20 protein-coding genes and 1 other RNA gene are annotated in these 21582 nt (G+C 60.9%); 12 read left to right on the top strand and 9 right to left on the bottom strand.

Going from position 1 to position 21582, the window contains the following annotated elements; all coding sequences use genetic code 11:
• Window position 1 precedes the first annotated feature (1 nt).
• From VJ464_24890 to VJ464_24855, 8 genes are all read left to right on the top strand, one after another.
• The gene (locus VJ464_24890) at window positions 2-1027 is read left to right on the top strand and encodes a DUF4129 domain-containing protein (protein HKQ08380.1); all 1026 of its coding nucleotides are present in this window, start codon (window positions 2-4) and stop codon (window positions 1025-1027) included.
• Window positions 1028-1112: 85 nt separating this feature from the next.
• Window positions 1113-1467: a transfer-messenger RNA gene (gene ssrA, locus VJ464_24885) on the top strand.
• Window positions 1468-1568: 101 nt separating this feature from the next.
• Complete coding sequence (locus VJ464_24880; GenBank protein ID HKQ08379.1) at window positions 1569-1970, top strand: hypothetical protein; 402 nt, start codon at window positions 1569-1571, stop codon at window positions 1968-1970.
• 89 nt (window positions 1971-2059) lie between these two features.
• The gene (murI, locus tag VJ464_24875) at window positions 2060-2929 is read left to right on the top strand and encodes a glutamate racemase (protein ID HKQ08378.1); all 870 of its coding nucleotides are present in this window, start codon (window positions 2060-2062) and stop codon (window positions 2927-2929) included.
• Window positions 2929-3663 (top strand): ribonuclease PH, encoded by a 735-nt coding sequence (gene rph, locus VJ464_24870; protein HKQ08377.1) that lies wholly within the window; start codon window positions 2929-2931, stop codon window positions 3661-3663. Before murI ends, rph begins: the two co-directional genes overlap by 1 nt.
• 79 nt (window positions 3664-3742) lie before the next feature.
• Complete coding sequence (locus VJ464_24865) at window positions 3743-4255, top strand: hypothetical protein (protein HKQ08376.1); 513 nt, start codon at window positions 3743-3745, stop codon at window positions 4253-4255.
• A 349-nt stretch (window positions 4256-4604) separates the two neighbouring features.
• Window positions 4605-6710, top strand: a complete 2106-nt coding sequence (fusA, locus tag VJ464_24860; GenBank protein HKQ08375.1) for an elongation factor G — start codon at window positions 4605-4607, stop codon at window positions 6708-6710.
• Between the two features lie 228 nt (window positions 6711-6938).
• A complete protein-coding gene (locus VJ464_24855; GenBank protein HKQ08374.1) occupies window positions 6939-7724 on the top strand; it encodes a peptidase in 786 nt (261 codons plus the stop codon).
• Here the strand turns inward: VJ464_24855 and VJ464_24850 are convergent.
• The 7 genes from VJ464_24850 to VJ464_24820 all read right to left on the bottom strand — a co-directional run bounded on the left by VJ464_24850 (window position 7681) and on the right by VJ464_24820 (window position 15855).
• Entirely contained in the window at window positions 7681-8397 is a 717-nt protein-coding gene (locus VJ464_24850) for a metallophosphoesterase (GenBank protein HKQ08373.1), read from the bottom strand. The two genes, VJ464_24855 and VJ464_24850, sit on opposite strands and share 44 nt — an antisense overlap.
• 27 nt (window positions 8398-8424) lie before the next feature.
• On the bottom strand, window positions 8425-9897 hold the full coding sequence (locus VJ464_24845; protein ID HKQ08372.1) for an ATP-binding protein: 1473 nt from the start codon (window positions 9895-9897) through the stop codon (window positions 8425-8427).
• Window positions 9898-9942: 45 nt separating this feature from the next.
• A complete protein-coding gene (locus VJ464_24840) occupies window positions 9943-11313 on the bottom strand; it encodes a sigma-54 dependent transcriptional regulator (protein HKQ08371.1) in 1371 nt (456 codons plus the stop codon).
• A gap of 138 nt (window positions 11314-11451) precedes the next feature.
• On the bottom strand, window positions 11452-12192 hold the full coding sequence (locus VJ464_24835) for an ABC transporter ATP-binding protein (GenBank protein HKQ08370.1): 741 nt from the start codon (window positions 12190-12192) through the stop codon (window positions 11452-11454).
• A gap of 79 nt (window positions 12193-12271) precedes the next feature.
• Window positions 12272-13531 (bottom strand): HlyD family efflux transporter periplasmic adaptor subunit, encoded by a 1260-nt coding sequence (locus VJ464_24830; GenBank protein ID HKQ08369.1) that lies wholly within the window; start codon window positions 13529-13531, stop codon window positions 12272-12274.
• A 161-nt stretch (window positions 13532-13692) separates the two neighbouring features.
• The gene (locus tag VJ464_24825; GenBank protein ID HKQ08368.1) at window positions 13693-14358 is read right to left on the bottom strand and encodes an ABC transporter ATP-binding protein; all 666 of its coding nucleotides are present in this window, start codon (window positions 14356-14358) and stop codon (window positions 13693-13695) included.
• Window positions 14359-14691: 333 nt separating this feature from the next.
• Window positions 14692-15855, bottom strand: a complete 1164-nt coding sequence (locus VJ464_24820; GenBank protein HKQ08367.1) for a threonine synthase — start codon at window positions 15853-15855, stop codon at window positions 14692-14694.
• A gap of 125 nt (window positions 15856-15980) precedes the next feature.
• On the opposite strand from VJ464_24820, the gene VJ464_24815 reads away from it, so the two are divergent.
• Together VJ464_24815 and VJ464_24810 are read left to right on the top strand one after the other, a co-directional pair.
• Entirely contained in the window at window positions 15981-16439 is a 459-nt protein-coding gene (locus VJ464_24815) for a peptidylprolyl isomerase (protein ID HKQ08366.1), read from the top strand.
• A gap of 45 nt (window positions 16440-16484) precedes the next feature.
• Window positions 16485-17252 carry a glycosyltransferase family 2 protein gene (locus tag VJ464_24810; GenBank protein ID HKQ08365.1) on the top strand — a complete coding sequence of 256 codons (768 nt, stop codon included), beginning with the start codon at window positions 16485-16487 and terminating at the stop codon, window positions 17250-17252.
• On the opposite strand, the gene fliD is transcribed toward VJ464_24810, so the two are convergent.
• Together fliD and VJ464_24800 are read right to left on the bottom strand one after the other, a co-directional pair.
• Window positions 17246-17617, bottom strand: a complete 372-nt coding sequence (gene fliD, locus VJ464_24805; GenBank protein HKQ08364.1) for a flagellar filament capping protein FliD — start codon at window positions 17615-17617, stop codon at window positions 17246-17248. The genes VJ464_24810 and fliD overlap by 7 nt on opposite strands.
• Before the next feature lie 78 nt (window positions 17618-17695).
• A complete protein-coding gene (locus tag VJ464_24800; GenBank protein ID HKQ08363.1) occupies window positions 17696-18799 on the bottom strand; it encodes a glycosyltransferase family 4 protein in 1104 nt (367 codons plus the stop codon).
• An 86-nt stretch (window positions 18800-18885) separates the two neighbouring features.
• Between VJ464_24800 and VJ464_24795 the strand changes: the two genes are divergently transcribed.
• Both VJ464_24795 and ggt read left to right on the top strand, forming a co-directional pair.
• Complete coding sequence (locus VJ464_24795; protein ID HKQ08362.1) at window positions 18886-19776, top strand: prepilin peptidase; 891 nt, start codon at window positions 18886-18888, stop codon at window positions 19774-19776.
• Window positions 19777-19789: 13 nt separating this feature from the next.
• Window positions 19790-21562, top strand: coding sequence for a gamma-glutamyltransferase (ggt, locus tag VJ464_24790; GenBank protein ID HKQ08361.1), 1773 nt, complete (start codon window positions 19790-19792; stop codon window positions 21560-21562).
• Window positions 21563-21582 lie beyond the last annotated feature (20 nt).

Raw genomic sequence — 21582 nt, 5'->3', positions numbered from 1 at the left:
CATGAAACGAGCCGCGCTCATCCTATTGTTCATCGGCAGCGTCGCATCGGCCACCGCGGCAGAGACCTTGCTCAAATACGAGAACCGCGTCGCCCGCGCTGTCGAGCAGGTCGCTCGCATCAAGAGTGACGCCGATTACGAAATGCCCGGCGTCGAGCATATCAAGGAACTCCTGCCGCGCCGCGAGCAGATCGAACATGAAGGCAAACGGCTCCCGGTAGATAACGCCTGGCTGCACACCGCGCTTGACGCTTACCAGGTGGAGGCCAATCCGCAAAATAAAACCACCAGGCTTGGCGACATCGGCGATCAGTTAGCAGCACTCGATGCCGCCTTGATCCGCGCCGCTGAAACTACGCCCGATGCGAGCGGCGGTCAGCAGGCGCGCGCCCGGCTGCGCGATATTCTCAACCGCCCCGAATACCACGAGAAGGAAGAGAGCCGCCTATCGGCTTTTATCAGGAAGGTCAAAACCAAGGTCATGACCTTCCTGGCGGAAATATGGGAAGCCTTCTGGCGCATGCTCGGCAAAGTTTTCGGCTCCGGCGCGCAGGGCAGCTTGATCTCGAAGATTGTCGTGATCGCCGCGCTTGGGGCGTTCCTCTACTTCGGCATTCGCATCGCGATGCAGATCAAGCCGCGGCGGAAAAAGGCGCGCAAGCGGACGGTGCTTGGCGAGGAGATCGAAGCCGGCACGACACCCACCGACCTGTTCGATGCGGCGATGGCGGCGGCGCGCGCCGGTGATTTCCGGGTTGCCGTGCGCAAGCTCTACATCTCGCTGCTTTATGAGCTGAACGAGCGCAACCTGATTGAGATCGAAGAGAGCGCGACGAATCACGAATACCTGGCGCGGCTGGCGACCTATGCGCCGCTCGTGCCGCCGGTGCGCGAGATGACCGACCGCTTCGACCTCTCCTGGTACGGCCTGTTCCCGACCTCTGCCGACGAGTTTTCGGCCTATCTGGCGCGCTATAATGAAGCCTTGCAGCGCGCCAAAACGCTCACGCCGGAAGCGGCAAAATAGCCGTGCCGATGCGCCGCCTAAACTAGCGCAAAATCTGCGCGCGATTGACTTTCGCGGAATGTGGATGGTACACTTAAAGGTGTCAGGGGGTGCCAGGTTTCGACAGGGGACTCCGAGGCGACAGATGCATACCGCGGCCCATGCACCGCGTTAAAAGCGTGGAAAACACACTCGCGAATAGCGAACTTGCTTTGGCTGCTTAATGCAGCCACGTTTCTGCCGAGATCGCCTGTGTTTCGGTCTGAGACGTCACTTTAGCAGGCTGCCCCAATGAACCTCGGCTCAGGGGTTCGGCGGGAAAGACCAATCTGGGCTAGCCTGCGACGATGCTTCGTTGCTTCAACGGTCGCCGCGGGCGAAACAAAGATGAAGCAACTACGTATGTAGATTCTCTCGCTGACGACCTTTGGACACCGGTTCAATTCCGGTCACCTCCATTGCGAATTGTGAAGGACGTAAAGCTGCAACCGATAGGGCGAACGCGAGCGGCAATGCTGGCCGACGGTTCGCCTGTCTTTTTTTGAAGTGAGAAGATCAACTGATGAATGACCCTCGCGCCGCCGAAGCCACTGCCCTCAGACTCGCTGAACTGTCGCACGAGATAGACGAGCTTGAATCGAGCCGCGCCGCGCTGTTGAGGCGCGTCGAAAGCTTGCGCTCAACGCTGCTCAATGCCGGCAACCGCACCACCAACATGCGCGCCAGTGTTGACCTGCTGTGCGAGCACATCGCCGGCGTCGTCACCGCGATGGCCGAGTTGCGCGCTCTGGAAGCTGAAATTCGCGACCTCGGGGTTGAGATAACCGTCAACTCGCGCGAAAGCGTCAACCTGGTCTTCGAGGCCGACAGCCTCGGCGACACGCTCGACGAGGCCGAAGAAGAGATGGAACAGCTCTCGGCGATTCTCACCGACCGCAAAGGCCGCCATTCGCGCGGCCACTGACGGTCGCGGTATGCGGAACGCGGATTTGAGAACCACGCCGTCTTCTTTTTCTGGCTCGACAGCTCGTAACCTGATTTGAAGTTCGACCTATGCCTTCCGATCTCTCATCCGAAAATCCGCAATCCGCAATCCGCAATCCGCAATCCGCAATCCGCGCTGATTCGCCCATCGGCATCTTTGACTCGGGGGTCGGCGGGCTCACGGTCTTTCGCGCCCTCGAACGCCGGCTGCCCAATGAGAGCTTGATCTATCTCGGCGACACGGCGCGCGTGCCTTACGGGACACGGTCTGTGCAGACCGTCGAACGTTACGCTACCGAAGACGCCGGCTTCATCCGCTCAAAAAACGTCAAAGCCATCGTCGTTGCCTGCAATACGGCATCGGCAATGGCGGCGAACCGCCTGCGCGAAACCCTGGACGTGCCGGTGCTCGGCGTCATCGGCCCGGGGGCGCGCCGCGCCGTCGCAGCGACCCGTAGCGGTTATGTCGGCGTTATCGCCACCGAAGGGACGGTGGCAAGCGGCGCTTATGAACGGGCGATGCTGGCGCTCAACCCGCGGTTGGAAGTGATCTCGCGGGCCTGCCCGCTGTTCGTGCCGCTTGCCGAAGAGGGCTGGCTCGACCACCCCGTGACGCGTCAGGTCGCCGAAGAATACCTGACCGAGATGCGCGCCAGCCGCGTTGACACGCTGGTCCTCGGCTGCACGCATTATCCGATCCTGCGCCCGCTGATCGATGAAGTGATGGGCGATCATATCGCCTTCATCGATTCCGGCGAAGCGGTCGCCGACGAAGTCGCGCACCTGCTCGAATCGGGCGGCCTGCTGCGCCAGAGCAGCGCGCCGCGCACCAGCCGTTTTTATGTGACCGACGCGGCGATTCGCTTTCGCCGCGTCGCCGAGTTATTCTTAGGGCGACCGTTGGAAGCGGTCGAGACTGTGGAATTGGGGACGATCTAATGGCATATAAGAGAGCGGCGGGCCGCGCTTACGATCAACTCAGGGAAGTGCGGATCACGCCCGGTTATACGAAGTACGCCGAAGGCTCTGTGTTGATCGAGATGGGCGAAACGCGAGTCATCTGCACGGCGTCGATTGACGAGCGCGTGCCGATCTTCAAGCGCGGGCGCAATGAAGGCTGGGTGACATCGGAGTATTCGATGTTGCCGCGCGCCACCGAATCGCGCACCCAGCGCGAGACCGGCGGCAAATCGCTGTCGGGGCGCACGCAGGAGATTCAGCGGTTGATCGGGCGCTCGCTGCGCGCCGTCTGCCAGTTTAACCGCATGGGCGAGCGGACAATCTATGTTGACTGCGACGTGATTCAAGCCGACGGCGGCACGCGTACGGCTTCGATCACCGGCGGGTTTGTGGCGCTGGTGCTGGCCCTGCGCAAGCTCTACAACGAAGGCAAGGTCGCTTCGCCGCTGCCGATAACCGACTATGTCGCCGCCATCTCGGTCGGCATGATCGGCGGCAATGCGATGCTTGATCTCGATTACAGCGAAGACTCGCGCGCCGAAGTTGACATGAACATCGTCCGCACAGGCTCCGGCCAGTTCATAGAAATTCAGGGGACGGCAGAAACCAAGCCGTTCAGCAAAGAGCAGATGGACGCGATGACCGAGCTTGCAACCCACGGCATAGATCGGCTCATCGAAATCCAGCGCTCGATACTTGGCCCGATACGTTGAAAGGCGGGGCAACCGCCTGTAAAATCTGAGCAGGACTCGTTAACGTTCCCAGCGTAACCCGAAAGCGAGTGGAGGAAAGATGAAGAGCATTGGTCTGTGGTTTATGGCCGCATTCATCATCAGCACGTGTGCCGTTGCCGCTTCCGCGCAAGACGGGCGGGCGTACGAAGACAAAGCCGGTGGCTACAAGCTGTCGCTTTATGGCGACTGGCGTGCGGTCAACTATAACGACGCGGTGGGCCGCGCAAAGACTGAATTCGTTTTCCGCGACCGCGCCGAAGGCTTGCTGAAAATCTCCTCGCAGCCGCTCGAAGGTGCGCTGGCCAACATGGTGCAGGCCGAAGAAGAGAACCAGCGCAGCTATCGCGCCGGTTTCGAGCGCGCCGCCAGCGAGACATTCGGCGGCGGCATCTTGAGCGGCATGCGGCTGTCGTTCTACACCACCGAAGGGCCGCGCCAGCTCGCGCATACGACCTATTTCCTGCAAGACAAGAACACGGTCTTCGTCCTGCGGTTTATCGGCAAGCGCGGCGTGCTCGACCGCAACCGCAATCTGAGCGATCAGGTGGCGCGCAGCTTCCAGCCCCTCTAGCCCAGGAGGCAGGAGGCAGATAGCAGGAAGCGGAAAGCCGCAGGCCGTTCTCAGTCCCGTAGGGACGCCATGTATATAGTTATCGAGTTGGTTTGACCGGCAAGCTCCGTAGGAGCGCGATGTCGACATCGCGCTCCTACGGAGCTTCGTCTTTATTGAACGTCTCGACTATAAACATGGGCGTCCCTACGGGACCTGGTAACTGACAACTGCCTACTGCCTACTTCCCTTGCGCCTCAGCCGCTGTCGGTCATAAACTCCATGACCGGGAAAGGGCCGCAGCTTTAGCCATTCTCACCCTTCCCTGCTCTTAACTTCTTGCTACCGTCATCGAAAGGAGATCAACCCCATGAAGGTTTATGGCACCAAGGAGATTCGCAACGTTGGCATTGTAGGTCACGGCCATGCGGGTAAGACGTCACTGGTTTCGGCGATGCTGTTTGACGCCGGCGCGACGCCCCGCTTTGGCCGTGTTGACGAAGGCAGCACCGTCACCGATTACGACGAAGACGAGGTGGCCCGCAAGACCTCGATCCATAGCGCCCTTGCCTATCTTGATTGGAACGGCACGAAAATCAACCTGATCGACACGCCCGGCTTTGCGGCGTTCATCCTCGACGCCAAGACGGCGCTGCGCGCCGCCGACGCCGCGCTCGTCGTCGTTGATGGCATCAGCGGCGTCGAAGTGCAGACCGAAAAAGGCTGGAGTTTTGCCGAAGAGTTCGACCTGCCGCGTCTGCTCGTGGTCTCCAAACTCGACAAGGAGCGTGCCAACTTTGAAGCGGCGGTCAATTCGATCACCGACGCCTTCGGGCGCGCCGCCGTGCCGTTGCAACTCCCCATTGGCTCTGAGAGCCAGTTCCAAGGTGTCATAGATCTGGTTCATATGCGCGCTTATACCTTCGAAAAGGACGGCAGCGGCAAGTCGAAAGAGGGCGACATCCCGGCTGATCTGCAAGCGGCCGCCACCGCGGCCCGCGAGCGCATCATTGACGTGGTCGCCGAAACCTCTGAAGAGTTGATGGAGAAATACTTCGCCGAAGGCACCCTGAGCGACGACGAGTTGATTCCCGGCATCAAGCAGGCGGTCTGCGAGCGCCGCCTCTTCCCGATCTTCATCGCCAGTGGCGTCGCCAACATCGGCGTCCAGTCGTTGCTGAACGAAATCGTCGAGCTCGTGCCCGCGCCCGACGAGCTCGGCAAAGTCAAGGGCCGCGCCAGCGCCGACAGCGAAGAGGAGAGCGAGCGCGAGGTGAGCGATGCCGCGCCGTTCTCGGCTTTCGTCTTCAAAACGGTCGCTGACCCGTTCGCCGGTCGCATCACCGTCTTCAAAGTTTTTTCCGGCTTGGTCAAAGCCGACGCGACGGTTTACAACTGCACCAAGAACACCCAGGAGCGCCTCGGCCCGCTCCATGTTTTACAAGGTAAGGCGCTCGAAAAGATTCCCGAAGCGCACGCCGGCGATATCGTCGCCGTCGCCAAGCTCAGAGAGACGGCGACCGGCGATACCTTCTGCGATAAGGGAACGCCCATCGTTTACGATGCCGTCAAGCTGCCGACGCCGGCCATCGCTTTTGCCATCGAGCCGAAATCGCGCAACGATGAAGACAAGCTGTCGCAGGCCCTGCACAAGATGCTCGAAGAAGACCTGGCGCTGCGCTTCGACCGCGACCCGCAGACCAAAGAGTTTCTGCTCGCCGGCTCTGGCCAGACGCACATCGAGGTCGCGGTCAACAAGCTCAAGAAACGCTATGGCGTCGAGGTGACGCTCAATCCGCCGAAAGTCGCCTATCTCGAAACCTTCAAGGGCCGCGCCGAGATCGTTGGTCGCCACAAGAAACAGACCGGCGGTCGCGGTCAGTTCGGCGAGGCGACGGTGATCTTTGAATCCTTGCCGCGCGGCGGCGGCTTTGAATTCGTTGACAAGATCTTCGGCGGCTCGATCCCACAGCAATGGCGGCCCGCGGTCGAGAAAGGGATCAAGGACGCGGCGGCGCGCGGCGCGATTGCCGGCTACCCGCTGGTTGATTTCAGGGTCGAGCTAATAGACGGCAAATTTCACGCGGTTGACTCCGACGACCACTCTTTCCAGATGGCCGGGCGCAAGGCGTTCCGCGCCGCCATCGAGAAGGTCAAGCCCGTGTTGCTAGAGCCGATCATGAACGTCGAGATTACCGCGCCGCAGGAAGCCTCCGGCGACATCCTCGGCGACATCAACTCGCGGCGCGGGCGCGTCCAGGGCATGGATTCGAAGGGCACGCAGTCGGTTGTCAAAGCGCAGGTGCCACTGTCGGAAATGCTCTCCTATCAGTCAACGCTGAACTCGATTACCGGCGCGCGCGGCTCGTTCGTCATGGAGCTTGACCATTACGACGAAGTGCCGGCGCAGATCGCCCAGAAGATCGTCCAGAAAGCGGTTGAAGAAGGCCGCGTCCGCGTCGCTGAAGAAGAGTGACGCGGCTTCTCAGGGCGAAAAGGCAAAAGGGAAACCGGCGAAAAAGGCTGGAAAATCACGCAGAATTCGCCCTTCCCTCTTTCCCTTTTCGCCCTTTCACTATTTCGCCCCTTTCACATTATGTCCGTTCTTCTGATCTTCGTTGATGGCGTTGGTATCGGTAGGCGAGGGGCGCAGAATCCGCTCGACGGGTTAGCGTCTGAGTTCTTTTCAGTCTTTGAGGATGAAATGCCGCGCCTGCCCTATGACGGGCGGATGGCGACCACCGATACGCGATTGGGTGTTGAAGGATTGCCGCAGAGCGCGACCGGGCAGACGACGATTCTCACAGGGGTGAATGCGTCTCAATTGATTGGCCGGCACCTGCACGGCTACCCTTCGCCGCGGCTGAAAGCGGCGCTCGCCGAGCATTCGATCTATCGCAAGCTGATGGCGCGAGGCCGCGTGGTCACTTTCGCCAACGCTTATACGAGCAGCTACTTCGAGAACCTGCCGCGCTTCGTTTCGGCGACGACGGTTGCGGCAATGACGGCGGGCGTGCAACTGAGAATGATCGAAGATTTGCAGGCGGGCCGCGCCGTCAGCCACGACTTCACCAATCACTTCCTGATCGAGCGCGGCTTCGCAATCGAGCCGCTGACGCCAGAGCAAGCAGGCGCCAATCTCGCCCGCGTCGCCGCCGAGCATGACTTCACACTCTACGAGCACTTCATCACCGACCGCATCGGCCATGAACGCGACCGCGAGCTGGCTTACCGTCTCGTGCGCGAGCATATCCCGCGGCTGACGCGCTTCGTGCGCGCCGTGCTCGAAACCGCTGATCTAACGCGGCAGACCGTGATGCTGACCAGCGACCACGGCAATATCGAAGACCACTCGACGCGGGTTCACACCCTGAATCCCGTGGCGACGCTCGCCTTCGGCCCGGCGCGCGAATTCATCGCCGCGCGCGTCCAATCGCTCACCGACATCACGCCGGCGATTGTCGAGTCACTGGAATCTCAAGCGGAGTGAAAGAGACCGCGTCGGCGCTGACCAGATAATAAAAGGTTCGCTGCCTGAGGCCGATCAGTCCGGTTTTGATGAACTCGCCGTGCAGGTGGCCGTAGACACAGGCGTCAGCATTGAATTCGTCAATCAATTCGGTGAAGCCGCTCGGCTCGTGGCGGTCGTTGGTTGGTGGGTAGTGCAAGACGACGATCAAGCGGTCATACTCATTTGCCCTGCCGATCAAGCTTTGCAGCGCCGCGCGCAGGCGGCCGACTTCTCGCTCATACAGCTTTTGATCCTGCTCGCTCAAGACAGAATCGCCGGGGCAATTCCAGCCGCGCGTGCCGGCGATGGCGACGCGGTTGACGATGATGGCGCTTGCTTGAAGAAAATCGATGGACGGATCAACGGCGCGGCGCAGCTTGGCGAGCGAATCCCACCAGTAATCGTGGTTGCCTTTGATCATGAGCTTGCGCCCGCGCATTCGACCGATGCGCCCCAGGTCAGGCAGGGCTTCATTCAAGCGCATCGCCCAGCTGGTGTCGCCGGCGATCAACAGCAGGTCATCATCTTGGGCCAAGCGCTCCCACGCGTCGAATATCTTGCGGTCGTGGTCGCGCCAGTGCTCGCCGAAGCGATCCATGGTTTTGTCCGTGCCGCCTGCCAGGTGCATGTCGCCAATCGCGAAGATTCTCATTATTAGGATGATACAACAGGCGAGGGTTTAAAGCGGCAGCCGCAGGCGTGCCACGCAGCCGCGCCGGTCCTGGCGATTTTCGAGCGCCAGCGTGCCGCCGTGCGCTTCGGCAATCTGCCGGCTCAAGACAAGGCCGATGCCCGACCCGCCGGGCTTCGTCGTGAAGAAGGGCACAAAGAGATTCGCTGTGTTCGACAGGCCGGGGCCTTCGTCGGCCACCGCGACTTCAAGATTACCGTTCGTCCTGCGCCAGCCAATCTGCACGCCGCCGCCTGTCTCCATCGCCGCGTCCACGGCGTTGCGCAGCAGGTTAATGAACAACTGTTCGAGCTGATCGCCGTCGGCATTAATCACCATCTCAGGCCCGGCAATCACCTTGACGTGCAGACGCGTAACCAGACTGGCGATGCGCTCGACTAGAGGGCCGATGCTCAAGGGTTGCAACTTCGGCGATGGCAGACGAGCAAGCCGCGCGTAAGCATCCATGAAGCGGCTGAGCGATGCGGCGCGCGACGAGATGACGCTCAGGCCGCGCTGCATATCTTCTTTCCAATCATCGGGCGGGCGTTCGCGAGCGACCAGGCTTTCCAGGCTGCCGGCAATCGATTTGATCGGCGCCAGCGAATTGTTTAGCTCATGGCCGAGAACGCGCACAAGGCGTTGCCATGCCTGTCGTTCTTCCTCGCGCAACGCCCGGCTGAGATCGGAAAGCACCAGCAACTGGTGCGGCACGCCACGCTCACGGAATGTGCTGCGGCGCACGTCATAGCGGCCCGCGCCGCCGGTGAAGGTCATCTGCATGGTGCGCACCTCGTCGCCGGTCAGACATTCGGCTAGCCCGAGCTCTTCCGCATTTCGGCCAATCGCTCGCTCGCCCGCCATGTCGAGCAAGCGTTCGCCGGAGCGATTGACCAGCCGCAGTCGCTGTTCGTGGTCGAAGGCGAATACCGCGACGTCAATCTCGTGCATGACGGTCTTGAGCAACGCGGTCGCTTCGAGGGCGCCGAGCCGCTGCTCGCGAAGAATCTGCCCGAGCGAATTGACTTCCATCATCGCTTCGCCGAGCGCGTCGTCAACCGAAGCGCCGCGAGCGCGGATCGAAAAGTCGCCTTCGCGCAGAGCCGCCAGCAGGTTTGACAGGGTTTGCAGCGGATAGACGACACGGTCTTTGAGCGCGAACGAAAACCCCAGCCAGAAGCCGACGATCACCACCGTCAACGTCCACTGCACTTTCGCCGTGTAACCGCCCGACCAGAGCAGCAGCATCGCCACCAGCACCGCGGGGAACCCCGCGGCCAGCGACATGAGCAGTAATCGCCGGTCGAGTCGCGGGCGCAGGCTGCGCGCCGCGATCAGGTTTCGGGTCGCCCGCGCTGCCGGCGATTGCTGACGTTTCTTGATTTCAGCGGCGAGATGGTGCTGCACGACGGAGGCTGCCTGCGCCGCCGTGGCTTCCGGCGATTCGGCGTCAATCAGGCTGTCGCTGAGCGGCTCCGTCATAAGACTTGACTGGCGTACGCGTCGGCAGGGGCAACATTAGGCACATCACAAGCCGAAGCGCTGCAAACGGCGGTACAGGGCGCTGCGGCTCAGGCCGAGTTTTTCGGCGGCGCGGCTGACGTTGCCATCACACTGCGCCAGGGTTCGTTGAATCAGGAACCCTTCGACCTCTTCGAGACTCATATCTTCAAGCCGGCGGGCCGCCTCTTTGCCGGATTGCAAGCCCAGGTCACGCGCTTCGATGACCGCCCCCAGCGACATCAAGACGGCGCGCTCGATTGCGTGATCCATCTCGCGGACGTTGCCCGGCCACGCGTACCTGAGCAAGGCTTGCATCGCCGCCTCGCTGAAACCTTCCATGTTTTTGCGGTAACGCTGCGCGTGCTGGCTGAGGAAAAACCGGGCCAGCAGCGGCACGTCTTCACGGCGGTCGCGCAAGGGAGGCAGGGGAATTTCGACCGTGTTCAGGCGAAAGAGCAAGTCCTGGCGGAAGCGCCCCTGCGCCACCTCTTCATCGAGGTTGGCATTGGTCGCCGAAACGATGCGGACGTTGGCGCGGCGCGTCTTCGATGAGCCGACGCGCTCGAACTCGCCGGTCTCAAGCACGCGCAGCAGTTTGGGCTGGTGCTTGATGGGCAGGTTGGCGATCTCGTCAAGGAATAGCGTGCCGCCTTCAGCAAGCTCGAAGCGACCGACGCGGTCATTCTTGGCGTCGGTGAATGCGCCCTTGATGTGGCCGAAAAGCTCGCTCTCGAAGACGCCTTCGGCGATGCCGCCGAGATTGACCGTCACCAGAGGCTTGCCGGCGCGCGGCGAGACGGCGTGTAGCATCTGTGCGACCAGCCCTTTGCCGGTGCCGTTTTCGCCGGTGATCAAAACGTTAGCGTCGGACGGGCCGACGCGCTGGATGATGTCTAGCACCGGCTGCATGACGGCAGAATCAGCGATCATCCGCGGCTTGCGGTCATTGCGTAGCAACTGGTTTTCGGCTTCGAGCCGCACGCCTTTGCGAAGCGCCTGGCCCAGCTCAACCTGGGTTTTGACAATGCTCAAGACGCGGGCGTTTTCCCAGGGCTTTTGCACGAAATCGCGCGCCCCGCGCCGCATGGCTTCGACGGCGACATCAACGCTGCCCCAGGCCGTCATGACGATCACCGGCAGGTCGCTGTCGACCTTCTGAATGCGCGACAAAAGGTCGAGCCCTTCCTGCCCGGAGGTAGTGTCGCGCGCGTAATTCAAATCCATCAGCACGACGTCATAGTCGCGCTCCTCGATGGCGCTGATGATCTGCGCCGGCGCATTGGCGGTTTCGATCTTGTAGCCTTCGCCCTTGAGCAACAGCCTGAGGGCTTCGAGCACGTCGGGCTGATCGTCAGCAATCAGGAGGCGCGGCACAGTGGAGTCCGAAGTTTTCATAATGTGAGTAGAACGATAGTATACCCGCAATCGCGACAAAGCGGCACCCCGCGCCGCAAGGTGCGGGGTGCCGCCGGTCGTTCAGCTTACGCTGGACTCGCTAAACAGTTCTAAGGCGTCGGCCTGGGCAATCGCAGTCTAAGCGATTTCAAAACCGCTTTCCTTCAACTCGTGCTCGGCTTTCGGCTCGTGCTCTTCGTCAACCACGCGACCGTCGAAGAGATGAATCTGACGATCCGAGTGCTTGGCATAGCGCGGGTCGTGCGTCACCATGCAGATGGTCGCGCCCTGCTGGTGCAGCTCGCGCATCAAATCCATGACCGCTTCGCCGTTGGTCGAGTCGAGGTTTCCGGTCGGCTCGTCCGCGAGCAGGATGAGCGGATCGCCGGCGACGGCGCGGGCGACGGCGACGCGCTGCTGCTGACCGCCGGAGAGCTGGCTGGGCAGGTGCTTGGCGCGGTGCGCCATGCCGACGCGCTCAAGCGCATCCATGACGCGCTTCTTGCGCTCGGCGGCCTTCAAGCCGCGGTAGGTGAGCGGCAGCTCGACGTTCTCGTAAACGTTCAGGTCGCCGATCAGGTTAAAACTCTGGAAGATGAAGCCGACTTCACGGTTGCGAATGCGGGCGCGTTCCGAAAGCGGCAGGTCAGAGACCGAGCGGTTGTTGAGCTGATAGACGCCGTCCGAGGGCGAATCGAGCAGGCCGAGAATCGATAGCAAAGTGGATTTGCCGCATCCCGATGGCCCGGCGATGGAAATATATTCGCCCTTCTTGATCTCCATGTGAACGCCCGACAGCGCGTGCGTTTCCACTTCGTCAGTGAGAAAGACCTTCGTGACGCCTTCGAGTCGAATCAACGGTGAGTCGGATGAAGACATTGTGTTTCGTTCCTCCTAAGAGTTTTTCTGAAGTCGCACTCTAGCGCAGGGCGCGCGGCCCGCGCAACCCAACTTTGGCTTACGTCAAACGGATTTCCGAGTTGTTATCCCATTGCGAGGTGTCGGAAAGAATGACGATGTCGCCTTCTTTCAGACCGTCGAGGATTTCAATCGAGCTGACAGAGCTCTTGCCCAGGCGCACCTGCACGCGGGTCGCGCCCTTGCCATCCGGCGTCAGCTTGAACAAGCCGATGGTCGCATTATCCTGGCCGTGAACCGGGCGGCTGACGTAAAGGACGTTGTCGAGCTTTTCCAGCTCAATCGTGCCGTCAACGCTCATGTCCGAGCGCGCCCCCTTGGGCAGCTCGCCTTCCAAGATCACGTCAACGCCGATGGTGCCGTTTTGCGCCGAGGCGTCAATGCGCGAGACCTTGCCGGGGATGATGCCGTTGCGCGTGTCGACCTGTACGGGCTGGCCGAAGGCGATGTCGCGCGTCTGGGTTTCAGCGATCCGCAGCTCGGCTTTCAGGCGGCTGGGATCGGCGACGCGGGCGATGTTCTGGCCAATCGTCACCTGCTGACCGACTTCGACCTGAAGCAGTTGCAGGACGCCGTCAATGCCTGCGCGCACCTTTAATGATTCGACCTGGCGGCGCTTGAGGTCAACGGCCTCTTTGAGCTGGCGCACGCGCTCGTCTTCGGCGGAGAGCCGGGCTTTCACTTCTTCCGAGGTGGCCGCGAGCCGCTGCTCTTCGATCTTGACGCGATTTTCGAGGTCGGATGCGGCGATCTCCGAGAGCTTCACTTCGAGATCGGATTTCAGGCCCTTGCTGCCGAGTTCTTTGTTCACCTCGTACTGCATCTTGGCTTTCTTATAATCCGAGCGCACTTGAAACAGGGTGGACTGCTGATCGATGATCTGCCTGCCGACCTGCGCCTTGAGCGTATTCAGGTTGGCGCCAGAGGCGCGAAATTGTGATTCGGCGTCGGCCAGGGCCTGCGAGAGCTCGGGGTTCGACAGCTCGACGAGAACGGTGTCGGCTTTAACCACCGCGCCCTGTTGCAGGAAGCGCTTCTCGACGCGACCGGCATTGATCGCCGGCACGTAGCGCACTTCTTCGGGAACCAGCGTGCCCAATCCACGCACCTGGCGGACGAAAGTGCCGCGCGTCACTGTGCCTTTGTAAAGCGTGCTGCCATCAACCGACGGGGCGGCGGGCTTGAGGCGCGAAACGCCGTAAGTCACCGAGCCAATCACCACGATCAAGACAGCTCCGTAAAGAATCTTCTTGAGCTGCTTCTTCTTCTTTGCGCCAGTCCGTGGAACGTCCATGCCCATACAGAATCCTCCGTCAACCTATAGGGAAGTTTCGTGCCATGAAAGCGGCGATGGCTAACTGCTTACACTCTCCATTTTAGCACAAAACCGCCGGAAAAAACCTAGCTCGCCGGGTGTCGCTTCCGGGACTCCTAATTCCCGGAAATGAACACCGTCGGCCCTCAATCGTTGACGACCCAGCCATCCCGCAAGTGGATGATGCGGCTGCCGTACGAGGCGTTGAACTCCGAGTGCGTCACCTGAATGATCGTCGTGCCCTGGTCGTTGAGGCGCTTGAATAATTCCATGATCTCTTTGCCCTGCTCGGAATGCAGGTTGCCCGTCGGCTCGTCAGCGAGAATCAATCGCGGGTTATGAACGATTGCGCGGGCGATGCCAACCAGTTGCTGCTGGCCGCCCGATAGCTGCGTCGGATAGAGATTGCGCTTGCCGACGATCTGGAAACGGTCGAGCACGTCGCAGACAATTGATTCGCGCTCGCTCTTCTTGATGTCCCGGTACGACAGCGGAATCTCAAGATTCTCGTAGACCGTCATGTGATCGAGCAGATGATAATTCTGAAAGACGAATCCGATGTTGCGATTGCGCAGGTTCATGCGCTTATTGCGGTCGAGCTTATGCACCGGCTGGTCGTCAAAAAAGAACTCGCCCGTCCACGAGCTGTCGTGCATGCCGAGAATGTGCAGCAGCGTTGACTTGCCGGCGCCCGAAGGCCCCATGATCGAAACGAAATCGCCCGGCTTGATATCAAACGTGATGCGCCGCAGCACAAACGTCTTGCCGATGCCCGTTTCATAGAATTTTTCGATGTTATGCAAGCTGATCATTAGCTAACTCCTATCCAACCGATCTTATCGGAGCGGCTCGTGGTGATTACTTCAAATCATAGCACCAAACCGGGGGCCGCCGAAGCAAAATCCGCTCGCCGGCAGCTCTTTATCCGGCAGCCCTATAGCCAACTGGCGTGCCACAGTGCAAACCGTCGAAATCGGCCCGTTTTTCAGGCTTTTTGCGCTTTCACCCGACTGCGGCCGGCAGCCGGATTACGTTAATGGGAATCGCTTGTTCGCTGGTGAACACCCCTGGGAGTGACAAGTGACAAGAAAGACGCCGCCGGCTAAAGCCGACTAGCAATCTGAGTCACATCGTCTTGTCACTCGTCACCGCTGAAAGCATTCCAGGTATTTGACGCCTGCGCCGGTGTTGAACAAGACGACGCGCTCCTGGCGGCCCACCTCGCCGCGCTCGATCAGTTGCTTGAGAGCCGGCAGACAGGCGGCGCCTTCGGGCGCGGCAAAGATGCCTTCGGCGGCACCGATCTCACCGACCGCCGCAAGCAACTCTGCATCTGTGACCGAAACGGCGGTGCCGCCGCTGCGGCGCAGAATATCGAGCATGATGAAATCGCCAATCGCTCGCGGCACCCGAAGGCCCGCGGCGCAGGTATGGGCGTCGGGAATGTCTGCCCCTTGACTCGCGCCCGCCGCAAAGGCGCGCACAATCGGCGCGCAGCCCTCGGCCTGCACCGTGACCATGCGCGGGCGGCGGCTGCCGATCCAGCCCATGCGCTCCATCTCGTCGAAGGCCTTCCACATGCCGATCAATCCGGTGCCGCCGCCGGTCGGGTAAAGGATGACGTCGGGCAATTCCCAGCTCATCTGCTCGGCCAGCTCATAGCCCATCGTCTTTTTGCCTTCGACCCGGTAGGGCTCTTTGAGCGTGGAAACGTCGAACCAGCCTTCCGCCGCCTTGCGCTCGCCGACGATGCGCCCGCAATCGGTAATCAACCCATCAATCAAAGTGACGTGCGCGCCGGTCTGTTGGCATTCGACGATGTTGGCGCGCGGCGTGTCTTGCGGCATGAAGATGTGTGCTTCAAGCCCCGCCTTCGCCGCGTAGGCCGCGAGCGCCCCCGCCGCATTTCCCGCCGATGGCACGGCCAGCTTTTTCACGCCCAGTTCTTTAGCCATCGAGATGGCGACCGCCATGCCGCGCGCCTTGAACGACTGCGTCGGGTTGAGCGATTCGTCTTTGATGTAAAGCTGCGGCATGCCCAGTTGCTCGCCGAGCCTCGCGGCACGCGCCAATGGCGTAAAGCCTTCGCCGAGCGTCAAACGGTTGCGCTCGTCGGCGACAGGCAAGACTTCGCGGTAACGCCACAGCGTCGGCTCGCGTCCGGCCAGGCTTGCTTTGCTCATCTGGCTAGCGGCGCGCTCAAGATCATAGGCGACCATCAACGGCTTGCCGCATTCGCAGAGGTTGAGCAGTTGCCCCGCGGCATATTGCTTTCCGCACGCCGAACAGTAGAGGTGCGTGACGTTCATTGCAGGCTCCTTAAAGTTAGATTGAAGCCGAGCAGTATAAAGCCGGCATTGCCGGGCCGCAACTTGAGAAGACCGGTTGCCGGTGTTACATTCGATTCAGCGAATACATAGACAGGGAGATTCTCATGGCAAATCGCAAAGCAATCATCGAGACCAACAAGGGCACGATCACCGCCGAGTTATATGAAGACCAAGCGCCGATCACTGCCGGCAACTTCATCGATCTGATTCAGCGCGGCTTTTATGACGGCCTGAGCTTTCACCGCTACGAGCCGAACTTTGTCATACAGGGCGGCGACCCGGAAGGCAGCGGTCGGGGCGGTTTCATCGATCCGCAGACGGGCCGCGAGCGACGCATCAAGCTCGAAGTCTCGCGCGAATTGCCGCACGGCGAGGCGGGGGCGCTAGCGATGGCGCGAACCAATATCCCGGATAGCGCCTCCAGCCAGTTTTACATTACGCTTGGGCCGGCGGCGTTTCTCGATAATCAGTATGCCGTCTTCGGTCGCGTCACCGAGGGCCTCGACGTGGTTAAGCAACTGCGCGCCGGTGACCGCATGACGCGCGTGACCCTCAGCGAATAAACCACCCGACGCCCGCGGTGTTCCTATGGCAAGGTTGGCCCGTGGATGAAGATCACCGCCATCGTCATTACCTTCAACGAAGAGGCGAACATCACCCGCGCGCTGGCTTCGCTTGAGTGGGCCGACGAGATCATCGTCGTTGACAGCGAAAGTCGCGACCGCACCACAGAGATCGCCCGCCAATTCACCGACCGCGTCGTCGTCCGCCCGTGGCCCGGCTATTCGGCACAGAAGAATTTTGCTGCCGCCGAGGCCAGCCACGATTGGATATTCAGCCTCGACGCCGACGAAGTGGTTAGCGAATCGTTGCGGCGCGAGATCGAATCGCTGAAGCGAGCGCCGGCGCCCGCGGCCGCCGGCTTCGAGATGCCGCGCCTGACGTTTTACCTGGGCCGCTGGATTCGTCATTCGGGCTGGTATCCCGACCACAAGCTGCGACTGTATGACCGCCGCCGCGCCCGCTGGGTCGGCGATTACGTTCACGAAGGCGTCGCGGTTGACGGCGCGGTCGCCAGACTGGCAGGCGACCTGCTACACTTTACGGTCAACGATGCCTCTGAACATCATCTGCGGATTGACCGCTACACGACACTTGCCGCCGATGCCGACTACGCGAAAGGCAAGCGCGGCGCGCTCGCCTCAATCATCTTCTCGCCGCCGCTGACCTTCATTCGCTCTTACGTCTTCAAGCTCGGTTTTCTTGATGGCTTGCAAGGCTATGCCATCGCCCGCTTCGCGGCGCACTACGCCTTTTTGAAGAACCTGAAGCTATGGGAGTTGAGCAAGGGTAAGGGCAAGCCAGCAGATCAATGAATGACCCGCTCGCTGAGACGTTGTTCGAGTTTATCGAGACGTTGATCAAGTGCGTCAATGCGCTGGTCAAGACGCCTGATCTCTGACATCAGAGTATCAAATCGCGCATCAAATCGTTTCTCCATCTGCTTAAGCAGGTTTTCGGTGCTGAGCCGATGCTGCTCAAGCAGGTTTTCGGTGCTGTGTTGATTCAGCGCAAGCAGATTTTCGGTGCTGTGTTGATTCAGCGTCAGCAGGTTTTCGAGGGCGCGTTGGTTTAGCCCTAATAGAGTTTGGAGGTTGCTTTGGTTCAGACCCAATAGATTTTGGATATTGCGCTGGTTGAGCCAGGATGCGCCAAAGATAGCGAATACCAGCGCAAACATTGCAGCGGTAGCCGAATTGATAGCCGCGCTCTGACTCATATGTAGCAAAGCGTACCATAGTCCGAATCGGACTTCAAATTAGTCCTTGCCGAGCACGTCGAGATACAACGCTTCGATGCGGTTGATGATCTGCTCGCGCCCGAAGCGAGAGTAAACGTCGCGCTGACCGGCTGCCGCCAGGCGGTCGCGCAACGGCGCGTCAGATACCAGATAAAGGAGCTTTTCGGTCAACTGCTGCCAGTCGCGGGGCGCGAACAGCAGGCCGCTATGGTTGTCTTTGAGAATGCCGCTGATGCCGCCGACATTCGATGCCAGCACGGCGCGCCGCGCCGCCAGCGCTTCAATCGTCACCAGCGAGAAGCCTTCATCCCAGCTCGGCACGACCACCACGTCAACGGCGGCCAGCAGCTCAGGGATGTGGCGAACGTAACCGAGATAACGAATCCGCTGAGCCGCGCCGAGCGATGCCGCCAACCCCATCAGCTCTTTAGTGAAGGGCTGGCCGTCATTCTGCTCTTCGCCGACGATGATGAATTCGATGTCGGGCCGCCGCTGCGCCACACGGCTGGCGGCGCGCACGAACTCCTCCTGTCCTTTGGCCGGCGTAATCTGCCCGATGCACGCCACCACCAGCGAGCCGCGCAAGCGAAACAGGCCGCGCGCCACGTCGCGATCCATCGGTTGAAAGCGTTCGGGGTCTATCCAGTTGGGAATCACATGAACGCGCTCGGCGGGCAGTTGCAGGCGCTCGATCACCGACTCGCGCACAGAATCCGACACCGCAATCACGGCATCGGTTTCCCCAAGCAGCCAGCGGTACAGCGTGTTGCGCTTGAGCGGCAAGTAATGATGCCGCGTGAGCACCAGGCGGGCGCGCTGGGCGTGGCGGCTGGCGAGCGCCGCCACAAGGTAATCGCGCCCGACGTGCGCGTGAATCAGGTCAATGCGATGGTCGTTGACGAGGTCGGCGATGGCATGCGCCGATTGCAGATCGAGCGAATTGCGAAGCGGCATTTCGTGCCACGAGGCAATCACCCCGGCGAGCGGCTCGCGCAGCGGGCTGTTCGGTCGCACCGCCAGATAGATGGCGTGGCCGCGCGCCGCCAACGCTCGCACCAGCCCGGCGACATGCACTTCGCCGCCGCCCATCTCGCTCGCCGAACAGACCTGAAGAATCTTCATCGCCACCCTTGCGCTTACCAAGCTTGACAATACTGCGTCGCGCTAATTTAATCCACTTGACCGCATCTCGCAAACGAAAGGCCTGAATGGAATATCTGTCACCGTACATGGTTGCGGGCTTTGTCTTCATCTTCGGCTTGCTCATCGGCAGCTTTCTCAATGTCGTCATCTATCGCGTGCCGCTCGGCGAATCGATTGTGCTGCCCGCGTCGCACTGCCCGAACTGCGACGCCGCGATCAAGCCTTACGATAACGTGCCGGTCTTGAGCTATGCCCTGCTCGGCGGCAAGTGCCGCAATTGCCGCGTCGGCATCTCGCCCATCTACCCGGCCATCGAATTGCTCGTCGCCATCCTCTTTCTGCTCGTCTTCATCAAAGACGGCAACCAGTTTCACGTCTTCGACGATCATTATATGCAGGTGCCGGCGCGTTTCTGGCTGACGCTCGTAGGCGACCTGGTGTTCGTATCGTTCATCGTGCCGCTCGTCTTCATCGATCTGCGACATATGCTGCTGCCGAACGTGCTGACGTTTCCCGGCCTCGCCGTGCTATTCGTCTTGCGAGTGCTGGCGCCTGACCCCTGGCAGATTCGCCGCACGCCGAACTGGTTTGGATTGACCGCGCAGCACGAATGGGCGCTGGCCATTGTCTGTGCCGTGCTCGGCATGGTGGCCGGTGGCGGCACGCTCTGGCTGATTCGCTGGGGGTATCAGAAGCTCCGCCACGTTGAAGGCATGGGACTCGGCGATGTAAAAATGATGTTGATGGTCGGCGCTTTTCTCGGCTGGCAATTGACCTTTCTGACGATCTTTCTGGGATCGATGATCGGCTCGCTGGTCGGCATCGGCGTGATGGTGGCGCGCGGCAGCAACATGAAGATGGAGATTCCCTTTGGCGTCTTTCTCGGGCCCGCGGCCCTGGTCGCGCAGTTCGTCGGCAAGCCGCTCATCGATTGGTATCTTGGCATGGCTTCGTAATCGGGAGCACGACATGAAAAAAACCTCTACCTGGCTGGCACTGCTTTTGATTCTGGCGCTGACCGGCTGCAACCGCGTTCCTTCAACTTCAAGCGCCGAGCAAGAGGCTAAACCGGCGACGACCGTCGCCGCCGCGCCGACGGCGGGCACTTCGGCGAACCAGCCGGTGCGCGCCCGTCACGGCATCGTCGCTTCGACCAGTCCCATCGCTTCGCGCGTCGGCGCAGAGGTCATGCAGCGCGGCGGCAATGCGATTGACGCAGCGGTCGCCGTCGGCCTGGCGCTCGCGGTGGTCTGGCCGTCGGCGGGCAATCTCGGCGGCGGCGGATTTATGATGATTCGCCGCGCCAACGGCGAAACCGAGATCATCGATTACCGTGAGCGCGCGCCGCTTGCCGCAAGCCGTGATATGTACCTCGACAAAGAGGGCAACGTCATCAAAGACGCCTCGACGGTCGGCTATCGCGCCATCGGCGTGCCGGGCAGCGTCGCCGGCCTGGCGCTCGCCCTTGAGCATCACGGCAAGCTGAAGTGGGCTGACGTGATCGAGCCGGCGCGGCGGCTCGCCGCTGATGGCTTTGAAGTCTCGTACCACACGGCCCGCAGCATGAAGGCGAGCAGCGATCTGCTGTCGCGCTTTGGGGATAGCAAGCGCATCTTCCTGCGCGACGGCAAGAACTTTGAAGAGGGCGAGAAATTCGCGCAGCCGGAGCTGGCGGCGACCCTCGCGCGCTTGAAGGCAAAAGGGCCGCGCGAGTTTTACGAAGGCGACACCGCCCGCATGATCGTTGCCGACATGCAGGCCAACGGCGGTCTGGTTACGGCGCAGGACTTGAAAGAGTACCAGCCGACGATGCGCAAGCCGCTGCATGGCACTTATCGCGGCTATGAAATTCTGACCATGCCGCCGCCGTCATCGGGCGGCGTCGCGCTTCTGGAAATGCTCAACATGCTGGAGCGCTACGACCTCGCGCAGATGGAGCCGAGCTCGTCGGAAACGATTCACCTGATGACGGAGGTCGAGCGCCGCGCCTTTGCCGACCGCGCCGCTTTCCTGGGCGATACCGATTTTGTCCAGAACGTGCCGATCTCTGGCCTGATGTCGAAAGACTATGCCGCGACCATGATTCAGACGATCAAGCCCGACCATGCGACGCCGAGCAGCGAAATCCGCGAAGGCAACCCGGTGGCCTACGAGTCGCCCGAAACCACACACTTCACCGTGGTTGACGAAGAAGGCAACGTCGTGTCGAACACCTACACGCTGAACAATAGCTTCGGCTCAGGCGTGACGGCGCGCGGCACGGGCGTCCTGCTCAACAACGAGATGGACGACTTCACGTCGAAGCCGGGCGTGCCGAATGCGTATGGGCTGCTACAAAGCGAAAACAACGCCATCGCGCCGCGCAAGCGCCCGCTATCGGCGATGACGCCGACCATCGTTTTGAAAGACGGCAAAGTCCTCTTCGCCATCGGCAGCCCCGGCGGGCCGACGATCATCAACACGGTTTTGCAAGTCATGGTGAACGTGCTCGACTTCCACATGAATCTTCAGCAGGCGATAGACGCGCCGCGCTATCATCATCAGTGGATGCCCGACCATATTCGCTGGGAGCCGTTTGGCCTGAACGCCGATACCCGCAAGGCGCTCGAAGCGCGCGGCCACAAGTTCGCCGATAAGCCTGGTTACATGGGCGACGCCGAAGGCATCATGATTGATCCGCAGACCGCCATGCGGCTCGGCGCTTCAGACCCGCGACTCGGCGGCGCTGCTGTCGGATATTGAAGGGAAAGAAGTCAGGAGTC

It is taken from the genome of Blastocatellia bacterium (genome assembly GCA_035275065.1).
Lineage (GTDB): Bacteria > Acidobacteriota > Blastocatellia > UBA7656 > UBA7656 > DATENM01.
Note: the sequence above shows the minus strand (reverse complement) of the source record. Positions and strands in the feature narration are given on the sequence as shown.

Bases quoted from the DNA above. Each gene is read 5' to 3' on its own strand.
- VJ464_24840 (HKQ08371.1), bottom strand. From the start codon at position 11,313: ATGAAAACTTCGGACTCCACTGTGCCGCGCCTCCTGATTGCTGACGAT.
- murI (HKQ08378.1), top strand. From the start codon at position 2,060: ATGCCTTCCGATCTCTCATCCGAAAATCCGCAATCCGCAATCCGCAAT.
- VJ464_24865 (HKQ08376.1), top strand. From the start codon at position 3,743: ATGAAGAGCATTGGTCTGTGGTTTATGGCCGCATTCATCATCAGCACG.
- VJ464_24815 (HKQ08366.1), top strand. From the start codon at position 15,981: ATGGCAAATCGCAAAGCAATCATCGAGACCAACAAGGGCACGATCACC.
- VJ464_24855 (HKQ08374.1), top strand. From the start codon at position 6,939: ATGCCGCGCCTGCCCTATGACGGGCGGATGGCGACCACCGATACGCGA.
- VJ464_24850 (HKQ08373.1), bottom strand. From the start codon at position 8,397: ATGAGAATCTTCGCGATTGGCGACATGCACCTGGCAGGCGGCACGGAC.
- VJ464_24880 (HKQ08379.1), top strand. From the start codon at position 1,569: ATGAATGACCCTCGCGCCGCCGAAGCCACTGCCCTCAGACTCGCTGAA.
- VJ464_24800 (HKQ08363.1), bottom strand. From the start codon at position 18,799: ATGAAGATTCTTCAGGTCTGTTCGGCGAGCGAGATGGGCGGCGGCGAA.
- VJ464_24830 (HKQ08369.1), bottom strand. From the start codon at position 13,531: ATGGGCATGGACGTTCCACGGACTGGCGCAAAGAAGAAGAAGCAGCTC.
- VJ464_24825 (HKQ08368.1), bottom strand. From the start codon at position 14,358: ATGATCAGCTTGCATAACATCGAAAAATTCTATGAAACGGGCATCGGC.
- VJ464_24820 (HKQ08367.1), bottom strand. From the start codon at position 15,855: ATGAACGTCACGCACCTCTACTGTTCGGCGTGCGGAAAGCAATATGCC.
- fusA (HKQ08375.1), top strand. From the start codon at position 4,605: ATGAAGGTTTATGGCACCAAGGAGATTCGCAACGTTGGCATTGTAGGT.
- ggt (HKQ08361.1), top strand. From the start codon at position 19,790: ATGAAAAAAACCTCTACCTGGCTGGCACTGCTTTTGATTCTGGCGCTG.
- VJ464_24845 (HKQ08372.1), bottom strand. From the start codon at position 9,897: ATGACGGAGCCGCTCAGCGACAGCCTGATTGACGCCGAATCGCCGGAA.
- rph (HKQ08377.1), top strand. From the start codon at position 2,929: ATGGCATATAAGAGAGCGGCGGGCCGCGCTTACGATCAACTCAGGGAA.
- VJ464_24810 (HKQ08365.1), top strand. From the start codon at position 16,485: ATGAAGATCACCGCCATCGTCATTACCTTCAACGAAGAGGCGAACATC.
- VJ464_24890 (HKQ08380.1), top strand. From the start codon at position 2: ATGAAACGAGCCGCGCTCATCCTATTGTTCATCGGCAGCGTCGCATCG.
- VJ464_24795 (HKQ08362.1), top strand. From the start codon at position 18,886: ATGGAATATCTGTCACCGTACATGGTTGCGGGCTTTGTCTTCATCTTC.
- fliD (HKQ08364.1), bottom strand. From the start codon at position 17,617: ATGTTTGCGCTGGTATTCGCTATCTTTGGCGCATCCTGGCTCAACCAG.
- VJ464_24835 (HKQ08370.1), bottom strand. From the start codon at position 12,192: ATGTCTTCATCCGACTCACCGTTGATTCGACTCGAAGGCGTCACGAAG.